This window comes from Stieleria mannarensis (genome assembly GCF_014154935.1).
In the GTDB taxonomy this organism is placed as follows: Bacteria; Planctomycetota; Planctomycetia; order Pirellulales; family Pirellulaceae; genus Stieleria; species Stieleria mannarensis.
In genome coordinates this window covers 71,803-83,999 of record NZ_JACEHH010000006.1, presented here as the reverse complement: position 1 = coordinate 83,999, position 12,197 = coordinate 71,803, and the positions used below count along the sequence as shown (strand labels likewise).

Annotated in this window: 11 protein-coding genes; all 11 read right to left on the bottom strand. The window is 54.6% G+C overall.

The window, feature by feature from the left end; genetic code table 11:
* Positions 1-17: 17 nt before the first annotated feature.
* The gene (locus tag H1B37_RS06165) at positions 18-1,334 is read right to left on the bottom strand and encodes a hypothetical protein (RefSeq protein WP_182865756.1); all 1,317 of its coding nucleotides are present in this window, start codon (positions 1,332-1,334) and stop codon (positions 18-20) included.
* A gap of 52 nt (positions 1,335-1,386) precedes the next feature.
* Positions 1,387-2,688, bottom strand: coding sequence for a glycosyltransferase (locus tag H1B37_RS06160; RefSeq protein ID WP_182865755.1), 1,302 nt, complete (start codon positions 2,686-2,688; stop codon positions 1,387-1,389).
* Between the two features lie 176 nt (positions 2,689-2,864).
* Positions 2,865-3,149 carry an acyltransferase gene (locus H1B37_RS33345; RefSeq protein WP_220498070.1) on the bottom strand — a complete coding sequence of 95 codons (285 nt, stop codon included), beginning with the start codon at positions 3,147-3,149 and terminating at the stop codon, positions 2,865-2,867.
* A 243-nt stretch (positions 3,150-3,392) separates the two neighbouring features.
* Complete coding sequence (locus H1B37_RS06150) at positions 3,393-4,736, bottom strand: CDP-glycerol glycerophosphotransferase family protein (RefSeq protein ID WP_182865753.1); 1,344 nt, start codon at positions 4,734-4,736, stop codon at positions 3,393-3,395.
* A 93-nt stretch (positions 4,737-4,829) separates the two neighbouring features.
* Positions 4,830-6,368 (bottom strand): lipopolysaccharide biosynthesis protein, encoded by a 1,539-nt coding sequence (locus H1B37_RS06145; protein WP_220498069.1) that lies wholly within the window; start codon positions 6,366-6,368, stop codon positions 4,830-4,832.
* Positions 6,322-7,377 (bottom strand): sugar phosphate nucleotidyltransferase, encoded by a 1,056-nt coding sequence (locus H1B37_RS06140; RefSeq protein ID WP_182865751.1) that lies wholly within the window; start codon positions 7,375-7,377, stop codon positions 6,322-6,324. Before H1B37_RS06140 ends, H1B37_RS06145 begins: the two co-directional genes overlap by 47 nt.
* Positions 7,378-7,490: 113 nt before the next feature.
* The gene (neuC, locus tag H1B37_RS06135) at positions 7,491-8,663 is read right to left on the bottom strand and encodes a UDP-N-acetylglucosamine 2-epimerase (RefSeq protein ID WP_182865750.1); all 1,173 of its coding nucleotides are present in this window, start codon (positions 8,661-8,663) and stop codon (positions 7,491-7,493) included.
* A gap of 4 nt (positions 8,664-8,667) precedes the next feature.
* Positions 8,668-9,687: an N-acetylneuraminate synthase gene (gene neuB / locus H1B37_RS06130; protein ID WP_182865749.1), complete on the bottom strand. Its 1,020-nt coding sequence runs from the start codon at positions 9,685-9,687 to the stop codon at positions 8,668-8,670.
* Between the two features lie 4 nt (positions 9,688-9,691).
* On the bottom strand, positions 9,692-10,372 hold the full coding sequence (locus H1B37_RS06125; RefSeq protein WP_182865748.1) for an acylneuraminate cytidylyltransferase family protein: 681 nt from the start codon (positions 10,370-10,372) through the stop codon (positions 9,692-9,694).
* The gene (locus H1B37_RS06120; protein WP_220498068.1) at positions 10,369-10,983 is read right to left on the bottom strand and encodes a NeuD/PglB/VioB family sugar acetyltransferase; all 615 of its coding nucleotides are present in this window, start codon (positions 10,981-10,983) and stop codon (positions 10,369-10,371) included. The genes H1B37_RS06125 and H1B37_RS06120 overlap by 4 nt, the downstream gene beginning before the upstream one ends.
* Entirely contained in the window at positions 10,983-12,170 is a 1,188-nt protein-coding gene (locus H1B37_RS06115; RefSeq protein ID WP_286177457.1) for a LegC family aminotransferase, read from the bottom strand. Before H1B37_RS06115 ends, H1B37_RS06120 begins: the two co-directional genes overlap by 1 nt.
* Positions 12,171-12,197 lie beyond the last annotated feature (27 nt).

Sequence of the window (12,197 nt, the reverse complement as noted above, 5' to 3'; positions counted from 1 at the left end):
TTCGGAGACGATCTTGATCAGTAGGAAGAGGGCTCAGGCCGATGCCCGTACGCAACCGGTGTTGGGCTGACCGGTACCAATCGGTGCATGATCTGCATGCAAACCAACGAACAGATCGTTCCGATGATCATCGTGTCAATAAAAAAGTTAACTTCTCCGCGCGGCACAGCGAAAAGTTGCCCAAGTCCGCATAGCATGGGCAGGGTGTAAATAAGATGTCGTCGGGAATCGATGTAGCCGTCCATCCATTTCAGCCCATAGCCGATCAGTATCGCATAGATGATCAACGCGTACACGCCACCTTCGCACATCGCATGCCCGATCAATCCGGCGCCAACATTCAATCCACCGACGTTGCGAAGCCTGGCCTGGCCTGGAATCTGAATCCCCAATCCCTCCGGCTTGTCAGGCCAAAATGCCCGTGGAATAAAGTAGTGCACGGTAGCGCGAGCGGAGTAGAGGTGACGATACGGGAATCGTTTCGGGTAGTTCTCCATGCACCACAAAGAGATCGTTGCCGAACCTTGGAAATTTGCGAGGCGTTGTAGACCATGGCCGATGTCTGCTTGGATCATCAATTCGATCGCCTGGGAAACCGTCCTGGGATGGCGCACACGTGCCTCGGAAAACGCCGCAAGCAGAATAATCATGGGGCTGGTCAGCAAAATGACTGTCATCGCGAGTTTTGGCAGATTCACATTTCTCAAAAAATGTGAGTGACCAACCCACGCCACCATCAATGCAAGTGACAGGAGACCGCGACGACCGTATTCCGTGAGGTGCGGTACGCAACTCACTGCCAAAACAACGAGGAAGGTCCACATCAAGAACACATTCTGACGGTCCCGGAACCATGCGTACGCCGCGATCCCCGTCGCAGTCGCGCCAATCCCAGACGACGCATAAAGCATCAGGTCCTCCATCGCGATGAACCCCAGTCCCCAGACGATCGCCGAAGCCAATGAAAGTCCAACCGAATGCAAGAACAGCGTACGGGTTCCAATCTCCTCGGGCTCCATGAATTCGCGTTCCCTGAATCTGGGCCTGAAGAACCGATACGAACCGAAGACGAAAACCAGGCACACGATCTCGAGGCAAATGAACTTTAGGGAGGTGATCGAACCGGGGTCCCGAATCTTGTATGCCCACAGCGAAAATCCGCGGCGATTGAGCAGCCAGATGTTTAGTCCGAAGTTTTGAAAGTAGAGGAACCCGAGCAGAAACAGATTCCGGCAGCAAAACAACGGAACCGTGCCATTCCTATTGTCTCGGGCGACAAGATAAACAACCGCAGCTACAATCAGCGCGTTGGCAACAATCAAAAGAAAGATCATGTGTGTTCCATTCCGATAGACGCAACCGCTATTGCGACGTCGATGAAGGCATTCATGCTTGACCGTTTCCTTCCAAGACCGCATCGGATCTGCCAATCACCCCTGCTATCCAGGCATGCAGTTGCTGGCACTGCGTCTTGCGTTGATAGGCCGAGATAAATCGCGACGATTGATTCAGGAGCAGAGACGGGGGAGCGGAGATCGCGACAAGCAGCGTGCGCTTTAGTTCCCGCACAGAGGGATCGTCGAGCACCGACGCGTGCGGCCACTGCTTCAGGAAAAGCCGATCCGAACGCGTCGGATTGACATGAATGACAGGACGTGCTGATGCCAAATACTCAAACAGCTTGGAACTCAGCCCCATCCCGGCAGCGTGCTGATCCGGAAGATGACTGAATAACACGTCCGCTGCGATCGTTTCCGAGACCGCTTGCTGATGCGAAATCCTGCCCAAAAACCGAAAGCTCGCTTGGTCGGTGTCTCCCGGGATAGCTGACGGAGCGTTTCCACAAAACCGCACGCTCAGACATTTTTCCGGATACAGTTCAGTAAATGCCTGGGATAGGTTGACGAGTGTTGCAGGTTCGATGGTCGACGAAGAGAAAACCTGGATTTGGGGCTTGTCGATCAAGGGGATCGGAGCCGACTTCCCGAGTAGCCCTGCAATTTCATCGGGGACACCGTTGGTCAGCAGTCGCATCTTGTCGGCCCATTGGGGCCGTTGTCGTCGCATCCATCGATAGTGAATCGGAATCGCGTGAGTCACAAGCGACGCTTGTGCATACACGGACTCCTCGAACCGGTTGGTAAAGTAACGCTTTGCGAAGTTCGTTTTCGATGCCATGAAACGCCTGTCAATCGTAAACGGATCTCGAAAGTCCGCAATCCACGGCACCTTGATCGCCGCCGCAATTCGCCCCCCCAACCAATGAATCGAATGCGGCGGGCTCGAAACGATCATGATCTCGGGCGCGACAGACTCCGCAACGCAAAGTGTTTTCTCCAACAGGCGACGCTGTCTCCAAATCGCCACGTCTGGCACCGAAATCCCGCTGACCAGGGAAGTGGCCAGCTTGCGAGCCGCGTGCCTGGCCTTTCGTGAGACGGAATCCCCAGACGATTTCTCGGTGTTGCGATCGCCCCCGTCTTCGGTGCGGGGCATGCCCAACCGAATCAGATTGACGCCTTCAAGGTCCGCCCCGGACTCCATTTGGCGCCGCGTCAGATACTGCCTGCAAACAACCGTCACTCGGTCTCCCTGGTTGCGAAAGTATTTCGCCCATTCGGTGACGCGGATCGCTGCCACGGTCGGGTCGGGATAAAACGTGTTCGATAAGATCAGGATTCGTTTCAACGTTCAAATAGCCGTTCAAATAGCCGTTCAAATAGCCGTTCAAACACTCTGGCATCGTGAGCGGTGTCTAAGTTTGGGCCTTCGTACGATTACCATCGAAGACTGATCGCCGGTGGTCAAGAGATCCGACCAGAACAGCGACCGACTTGCCGCGTAGTGTTGATTGAAGATGGACGCTATGCGAACTTTCCCTGCGTCTTCAAGTTTTCATAGTGCTCGACATCGCGCATCTTGAATACTTTCGCAGGGTGCCCGCCGGCAATCGCACACTTGGGGACATCGCTGACGACGACGCTGCCAGCTTGGATGATCGCACCTTCACCGATCGTGATTCCGCCCAACAGAATCACGCGGTCCCCCAGCCAGACGTTGTCTCCGATCTCTATGTCCAGCAGAACGTATTCCTTGGAATCATAGGGGATCGCATTTCCATCGTCGTAACGATGGTTCTGCGTGATCATTCTGATCTCGGTGCCGCTGTGGAAATTGTCGCCGATGACCACTCGACCACCACCAACAATTTGAATTCCGTTAAAGTTGGTATTGTGTCCCAGATGCGTCGTCCGGGTGAAAACGCACTTCGCGTTGACGTTGGGAATTGATTTGCAAGATGCAACGCAGCGCATTGCCCGACGCGATCTTAGCCTTCGCAGGAACCGATGTCGCGCGATAAGAATACTGCGGTAGAGCTGTCTTAGCATTGGCTAACCCTCTTCGCCTTCAGCCTTCCACTCATAATAGCTATCGTCCGTTTTTCGCCAGCCGCTCGGTTCGGTCGCCTGGCAAAGATGCGCGATCAAATCCGCGGCAAGCGTCGCCGCGGCAGGGCGGTCTGCCTGGCCGCAACCGGCGCAAAAATACTCCGCCTTTTCTGCCAACACCCTACGAGGCTGATGGTCCAGGTCGTCGATTTCCCGCGCAATCGCGTCAAGACTTTTGGCATGCCGGGACAGCCCCTGTTTCACAAATCCGTAAACATCTCCGATCTCGGATGAATAATGCAAGACACTCGGCACACCCATCAATGCAGCTTCCAAAACGATGGACGAGGCGCCACACACGAGCACTCCCACACGTGCCAAGAAGCCAAATGAATCCTCTGCCCGACTGTCTGAAATGCAAATATCCAGATCGGCACACAACTGCCCGACCGCTTCGCGATGAGATGGCGGTGTCGCTGGGTGCAACCTCGCCAAAATCTTTCGCCCAGCGAAGTCACTTCGCAGTTGCTCGAGCATCCTTGTCGTGTACTGAAAGTCATCTAGCAGGTTGAAACACACGCCGATCGCTGATCCTTGCCCGTCCCCACTTAAAGACAAACATGTTTCGACCCGTTGCGTGTGATCGTACTTGGCAATTCCCGTGAGAAACACCTTGGTTCTGGTCGACGTGCCGTACTTGTCAAACGCATCGCGACCATCCAGCAAGGCATAGTCAAATTTCAACGTCGGAAAATGTGCGGCGACACATGCGTGCTGAATGTAGACCGTTGGTATGCCTTCGTCTTGGGCAGCCTGGTTGAGAGCACAATACGTACCGACGTGGTCATTGGAAAGGATAACGCAACCTGGACGCGACTTTTTCAGCCAATACCTTCCCGCAATGTAGATACCGTAGGTGCGCAAGTAGATGCGAAAGCTTTTCTTGAAGGTGCGCTTGATCCGTTGGTTGCACTGCAGCCATCGTAGCAACAAGACAGGGGTGTAAAAGAGACTGAACTTTGCCGCTGAGACCGCAAGCAGATCTAATGTTGCAGCGTCAATCCACGCCGATTGGCGCGGGTAGCTACGATACACCGGGCGAAGTGCATTCTCCTGATTCTTTGTGCCTGCGATCCATGCCGGTTCGCTGTCAATCAAGGCAAGCGGGACGCTCGAAGCAGTCAACGAACGGACCAACTTGGCGATGCGACTACGCATGCGAGCGAACCGACCCGTTGACTGATTCGCTTCCTCCTCGCTCTCCAGCGATTTTTGCAACCCCTTCTCGAAGGCGGTTTGGCTTCTGACTGGGTTCAATTCAATAACGTCCAGGAACGCGGCGTCCAACAGAATGCGAGGCAAGTCGAAAAGGGACATCAATGTTTCATCGCAAAGAGACGGAGACCGGCGTCGGATAGGATCCGCGATTAGCAGGACAGATCACGATTCGACTGGTCGTCCGCTGAGCCGCTGATGAACACCCAAAATTCCACTCACGTGGAAAAAGCACGCGCTCATCATCACGAGTGCGGCAAGCTTGATCGAGATCCTGGCCAGTGCATTCAAGTCAATGAACACCAACTCGCTCAACAAGACGGTCAGCACCGCGGTACAGGCCATTGCCGCATTGATTCCGGCATTCCAATCAAGCCGATACGACCGATTGGATAGAACCAGTGCAATCACAAACGACAACGCAAAAGCAATCAAAGTTGTCCAGGCCGCAGCGATCGCTCCGACGATCGGAATCAGAGCGAAATTTAATGCCACGTTCACAATGCCCGATGAAAGCGTGATGATTGGAATCCAGCGGGTCTGCTTTTCAAAAAACAGCGGCTGTACAGCAAAGCAGTACCATCCGCGAAAGACGTACGCTGCCGCCAAGATCGGGATGAACGGACTGACCGCATAGAATTCCGGTGGAACGAGAATCGTCAGCACTTCGGTTGCAAACAGGCTCAGCAAAACCCAGGCGGACAACATCGCGGCAGTCCACTTGGTAATGATCTGCCGATACTCACGAACGGTGTCTGCCTTAGACTCCAACGACAGTTTCATAAACTGTGGCGAATTTGCTCGATTGAAGGCATCGACACAGATTCGCAGCGGTCCAGTCAACCGTACTGCGATTCCATAAATTCCCACCGCAGCAAGGTCGGTGTAGCGTTCCAAAATCAGGATGTCGGAGGATGTGTAGAGAAAGGCCCCGAAAAAATGAGGGATGAGCGGTAAGCAATACGCCATGCAGGGGCGCACGATCGAGACATCAAATTGCGGCCGGATGGAGTCGCGAACCAGAATGAGCAAGATGAGCGCGTTGACGAACGCACTTGATGCGGTCGCGAGAAACACTCCCAACGGCCCCCACCGAAGCCAGACGACCAAAATCAGCGTCACGCCAGCCTGGACGATGGCAACGACCGCCGAACTGACGAGCAAGCTGGTGGCCTTGCGCTGCACCTGCAGCAACGTGCTGCAACATCGCGTCACGACGCCAAGGTAAGTTGTTACCGAGGCAATGAAGAAGTATGGGAAAAAGCTTAGCTTTGATTTGGGGTAGCAAAGGGCGACAAAGAAATCTCCAAATATCCACAAGAGCGAGAAAATGGAAACGCCAATTAGACAGCTCGCAAAAAGCACCGTCGAAAAAAAACGCGCGACTCGGTCCTCCTCGTAGTCAAAAAAGAATCTGCCGACGACGGCGGGCAGTTGCAACGCGATGAAACCGCTTGCGATCGCCGAAAACGTCGTCACCAGGTTGACGATTCCATAGTCTTCCTTGGTAAGAACGCGAGTGAGCACAGGAAGCAGAAGCAATGCGAGCAGCTGCGGAAGTGCTCCCTGGATCCCATATGCCAAGGTATCCAGCAGCGTTTTGAAGCGTCGTTTCGAGGAGCGGGATGATGTCACCTCTTCAACTTCCGTGCGAAGTTCATTCGCCCCGCGCCTCAGCCAGTTGATGCGGTTGACCGACGTCAATCCAGTCGTCAATTCGAAACGCGCCGACGTGTTTCTTTTCGCTGAGCGCTTCTTCAATCAAGCTCGTGATCGGAGTGAATTTCGGCTTCACCGTCGCGATGATCTCGGGCGAGATCGCGTAGATTCCCGTATTGATGGTTTGCTGGAGCACCGGTTTTTCAACAAGCTTGGTCACCATGCCACCGTTGGTCTGCAGGCAACCAAACGGGACTTGGTGCGTGTAGTTTTTGACTCCAACGGTGATGACATTTGCATCACGATGGTGCTGCGATAGCATGGCTTGGACGTCGAAGTCGACCACCAAGTCTCCGTTCATCACCAGCGTCGCATGTTCGATTTGCTGGCCGTGGAGCAAGGCGAGCGGTCCGCCTGTGCCCAACGGTTTGTCTTCTTTCAAATATTCAATCGAACAACCGAATTGGTTGCCATCGCCGAAGTGTTGCTCGATTTGCTCGGAGAGATAGTTGACCGACAAGTAGATCTTTCGAATTCCACTGCCGACCAGGTGGATGATGATCCTTTCCAGAATCGGACGACCGGCGACACTGATCATCGGTTTGGGAGTCGTTTTCGTCAGTGCTCCCAAACGGGTTCCTTTTCCGCCGGCGAGAATCACCGCGGCGTTCGGCAGAGTCTCCACCTGAATCAATTGGTTCAAGAGATGGAGGCCGCAGACGAAGCCCGCGTCATCCAAGACGGGCAACTGCTCGATCGTGAAACACTTCATCAAATCCAGTGCTTCATTCCGGCTGGTTTTGACATTGACGGATCGATAGGCGGTGTTGGCAAAGGGCATCACAGCGGAATGCAGGTCCGCGCCGTTCAATAACGCGCGACGCAGATCACCATCGGTGATGACGCCCAATAGTTTTCGTTGCCGGTCGACCACCAGGGCCAACCGCGCAGCCCCCTCGTCGATCACTCGCATCGATTCAAGAATGGTTGCGTCTTGGTTTACCAGCAAACGCTCGATTCTGCTCTCATTCAGCAAATTGGTTTCAGTCTTCATGGGCTCCTGTGTGGATTCTTGAACCGACTGATGTCAAAGGACGATCAACGATTCAACGCGAGCCAGCGGGCCGCAACTTGAGAGAACGTTGGTTCACTTGGCGGTACTGTGCACTACACAACCACCAGGTCATAGAATGGCTTTTTCAGAACGCCATTCAAGTCAACCTGTTTCAGAATCTCCTTGGCCTTTGATGCGGCGCCGGCGGATCCGTAGGGGTTTGATGCACCTTCAATCTCTCTGGCAAAGTCTCGACTGCAGCATCGTTCGATCGCGTTCCGGATTGCTGCACGCTCGGGGGGGCAATGCACGACGGTTGGTCCGGCCAATCTTCCTTTTTGACGATCACCGATGTTGACGGTTGGTGTCGCGAAAAACGGGGCTTCAATCAGGCCGCTGGACGAGTTGCCGACAACGGCATCGACGATCTGCATCGCGGACAGGTAGCGTATGAATCCCAATGACTTGAATTGCCAAACTCGTTCACCGTTGCGTGCGGCGAAACGGTTGATTTCGTCAGCGACGAAGTGGCTTCCTGGGTCTGCGTTGGGATGCGTGACAATCACACCGAATTGGGAAAGCTCCTCAAGAGCAGCTATGAGTTCAACAAATTGATCCTGAGCGGATTGATCATCCAGCGTCACGGGGTGAAAGGTCACGAGCAGGTTTCGTTCACGGAATCTAATCCCTGTGCTGGCCTCGAGTTCTGTCCTTGTTAACAACTTGCATTTCGCCGCATTGTCTAGTCCGAACGCACCCACATTGAAGACGCGTTCGGGATCTTCTCCCAATTGAATGACACGATTCCGATATGCCTCGGCGGCAGTAAAATGAAAGTGAGACATTTTCGTGATGCAATGCCGAAACGACTCGTCAAACGCGCCCTCGGTCGTTTCGCCACCATGAAAATGTGCGATCGGTATTTTCAGCATGGTGGCGGCAATGGCCGCCGCAAGAGCCTCAAAGCGATCACCGAGAACGACAATCAGATCCGGCGAGAGCTCTGCGAACGCCTCTGCACAGAGACCAACCCCGCGTCCGGTTGAACGCGCGACAGCGACTGTTGAACGGTCCTCTTCGAGCATCTCGACGCGTTTGGAGATCTCGAATCCGTCATCAACAATTTCCTTCCATGTCGATCCGTAGCGTTCCGAGACATGCATCCCTGTGACGAGAACCTGCAGGGCAAGGTCGCCGTCAGAGTGCACTTCGCGCATGAACCAACGCAGCAGGCCATATTCGGCGCGTGATCCGGTCACCACGCAAATTGTTTTGGCGGTACGCATTGGTTCAGTCGATTGGTTCGTCAACGTCATAGTTGCGTTCGGCCTTTGTCCCGATCACCTGCAACCAGTCCATCGGTGATCGACCGGTCGCGGGGCGTTTCGTCGTCAGGTTCGCTTCTGTGAAACGTTCGCCGGCCCGAATCGGCGACGCCGCCACGATACTTTTTCTTGCGACGACCACATTGGGGAGTTCACTGGGGCTGACCTGTTTTACGCCATCTCCCATTGCCGCCTCCGTGTTGCGGATCGCGCTGACCATTTGCTCAAGCTCATTGGGCTGCAAACTTGCTGCGTGATCTGGGCCGGGCATCGTCCGGTCGAGTGTGAAATGCTTTTCAATCAATTTGGCGCCGATCGCTACGGCCGCAATTGGGATCTCGATTCCAAGGGTATGGTCGGAGTATCCGACCGTGACCTCAGGAAAGGCATCGCGGATCGTCAACATCGCTCGCAAATTGACGTCCGTCATCGGAGTCGGATACTGCGTATTGCAGTGCAGGACGGACAGCTGACCAAGTTCCAGCCCATTGTCACCGAGGACTCGCAAGCATGCACGAATCTCTGCAAGATTTGCCATGCCTGTCGAGACGATCGTTGGCTTTTGAAGGCTTGCGATCGTCGCCAACAGCGGAAAGTTGGTGATCTCCCCCGAGGGCACCTTGAATATTGGAACGCCCAAGTCGGCAAGCATCTTGACGCTTGCGTCATCGAATCCGGTGGACAGGAATTGGATTCTCCGAGTGGAGGCATACTCGATCAATTCCCGGTGGTCCGACAGGGAAAGCTCGAGCCCCCGAAGCATTTGCAACTGTGATGACTTACCGGTCGATGCAGTCTGGTACTCGGCTGCAGAAGCGTCCTTGGTGACAAGCTTTGATGCGACGAAGGTTTGGAATTTGACAGCATCGGCCCCCGCGTCTGCGGCGGCATCGATTAGTTGTTTTGCAATACGGATCGATCCGTTGTGATTAACTCCGGCTTCTGCGATGACGTAAGCGGGACGATCGTTCAACCAAGGAATCATGCCACTAGCCTCTGATAATCATTTCGCAAATCTTGAGGTCCATCTCCGTATCGATGTCGTAGGACCGTTCCGGCGACATGACGTACGCCGTTGTTTTGGAGCCGAACAGCGTCTGTTGCTGTTGCATCTGATCGGTTCTTGCGACATAAATCGCACCGTTCAAGGCAAACACCTGCTCGAGCGACTGCCGAGTACCCGAGAGCGGTTTGTCTTCATAGCGTGAGAGAAATCCGCCGTCTTCTTCCTTGAATAGCCAGTTCGGATGGTGTTTGGGAGGCGTCACACTGACACAGAAATCCGCGTGCAAGTCCTCAAGCCGCTCGATCGCCAAGTCGATGTCCTGTTCGGTCCGCAACGGGCTTGTGGGCTGCAGCACCACCGTCAGATCGTAGCCGTGGATCAATTGACAGGCATGCAACACCGCATCAACACCGGGCGTTTCGTCTGTCGCCAACTCCGCGGGCCGCAGAAACGGTACGGATGCTCCCAAGCGAAGCGCAACGTCGCGAATCGCTTGGCTGTCGGTTGACACCACCACCTCGTCGACATAACAAGACGCTTTGGCGGCCTGGATTGTGTAGGCGATCAATGGCTTTCCCGCCAAGTCAATGATGTTTTTGCCCGGCAGCCCCTTGCTGTTTTGCCGCGCCGGAATAACGGCAAGCACTTTCTTTCCTTTGATCATTGGATCGTCTTCCTCACGCGAGCCTTCGATCGTCCATCAATCCATTGCCCAGCTCCGATCACCAACCCCGGTTCAATTTGAATCGCCTGCTTGACGATTGTTCCACTTCCAACAAAGCAATCCTCTCCGATGATCGCTCCCCCGTTGACGATGGCGCCGGTCGCAATGTGGCAATGGTCACCCACCGCGGCATCGTGTTCAATCAAAGCTTTCGAGTTGATAATGCAATTGTTTCCGACACTTGCGCAGGCATTAACGATCGCATGGTGCATCACAATCGACCCTGCTCCAACGCTCGCGTGCTTCGACACGTGAGCCAGCGGGGAAACAATCGTTGGAAATCCCCCCCCTAGTCGCACCACTTCTTCATAAAGTTTGACCCGAATCGCGTTCGTCTCGATTTGTCCGATCGTAATGAGGAAGTTACCGTTTCGTTCCACAAGTGCCGGTAGATCCCGGTCGGTAGAATCGACGCGATAGCCGAGCAACTTCTGCCCAAGCTCGTGTTCCTGTCCGACGATCGCGGTGATGCGGAAATCTCCCGACATCTCGACGACATCGATGCACGAGCGGCAATGACCGCCACAGCCGATCAGGACCAACGGTTCCATCAGTTGTGTGCCCGGGGTTTGAGACTTCGCTCAGCGACGGACACACCACTGGGGAGATTGACCAGGCGTGACTGCAACGACTCTGCCTGGCTCAGATCGATCCGAGGACATGATTGAAACATCGGCAATTGGTGCATCAGCTCCCAAGCTGGACGCGTCATGATGCTCTGCTCATTGGTCTCTTTCAACATCGCATCTCTGAGATTGAGGTCGTTCTCGTCAATCAGGATCGCATTCAACCAGTAGTTGCTTTTGCAGCCACGAGGTTCCGTAAACACCGAAACGCCCGCGACGTCTCGCATCGCGTCGATGTATCGGCGTGCCAGGTTGCGTTTGACGGCGATAAACCGGTCAAGTTGTTCCAGTTGCCCACAGCCGAGTGCCGCGTTCAAATTCGGCATTCTTAAGTTGTAACCGACTTCGTCATGAAAGAACTTCCACGCGTGAGGGAGCTTTGCCGTCGTTGTCAGATGCTTGGCGCGATCCCCCAACTCGGCGTCATTGGTCAGGATCGCCCCACCTCCGCCCGTCGTGACGATCTTGTTGCCATTAAAGCTGATGATCGAAACCCGTCCGAAGGTGCCGGTATGTCGTCCCTCGCGAGTGCTGCCGAGCGATTCGGCCGCATCTTCGACCACCTGCAAATTGAATTCTTCTGCCAGCGAAACGATCTCGTCAACCGCACAGGGGTGACCGAAGCAATGCATGGGCACAATCGCGGAAACCCGCCTGCCCGATTTGCGATTGTAGGTGTGTCCCCCGACAACCCGCGTCGAACTTGCCAACTCAGAACGCAGCTTGGCACAATCGATTCCCAGGGTGTCTGCTTCGACATCCACCAAATAGGGCACAGCACCGCAGTGACAAACGGCATTGGCGGTTGCGACAAACGTCAACGCAGGAACCAGCACCTCGTCACCGGGTTCGACGCCGGCAAGCTTTAGCGAGAGAAACAGAGCCGACGTTCCGTTGGAACAAGCGACCACCCGTTGGGCACCGGTGATCTCCCGCAGCATCTGTTCAAAACGCGTGACAAAACTACCCACCGACGAAACCCACCCCGTCGAGACACATTCGCTGACGTATTCAAGTTCGTTTCCGTCAAAGGTGGGCGTGTGCAGCAATGCTTGTCCACTGCCGATCACCGATCGGATGGCCGAAATCGTATCGCTAATGACGCCGTTCAATGGTTCTTCGTTTCCCAGGTTTCTTGG

Excerpts from the sequence above, each read along its gene's own strand:
- H1B37_RS06165 (WP_182865756.1), bottom strand. The coding sequence starts at position 1,334 with ATGATCTTTCTTTTGATTGTTGCCAACGCGCTGATTGTAGCTGCGGTT.
- neuC (WP_182865750.1), bottom strand. The coding sequence starts at position 8,663 with ATGCGTACCGCCAAAACAATTTGCGTGGTGACCGGATCACGCGCCGAA.
- H1B37_RS06120 (WP_220498068.1), bottom strand. The coding sequence starts at position 10,983 with ATGGAACCGTTGGTCCTGATCGGCTGTGGCGGTCATTGCCGCTCGTGC.
- neuB (WP_182865749.1), bottom strand. The coding sequence starts at position 9,687 with ATGATTCCTTGGTTGAACGATCGTCCCGCTTACGTCATCGCAGAAGCC.
- H1B37_RS06140 (WP_182865751.1), bottom strand. The coding sequence starts at position 7,377 with ATGAAGACTGAAACCAATTTGCTGAATGAGAGCAGAATCGAGCGTTTG.
- H1B37_RS06125 (WP_182865748.1), bottom strand. The coding sequence starts at position 10,372 with ATGATCAAAGGAAAGAAAGTGCTTGCCGTTATTCCGGCGCGGCAAAAC.
- H1B37_RS33345 (WP_220498070.1), bottom strand. The coding sequence starts at position 3,149 with ATGATCACGCAGAACCATCGTTACGACGATGGAAATGCGATCCCCTAT.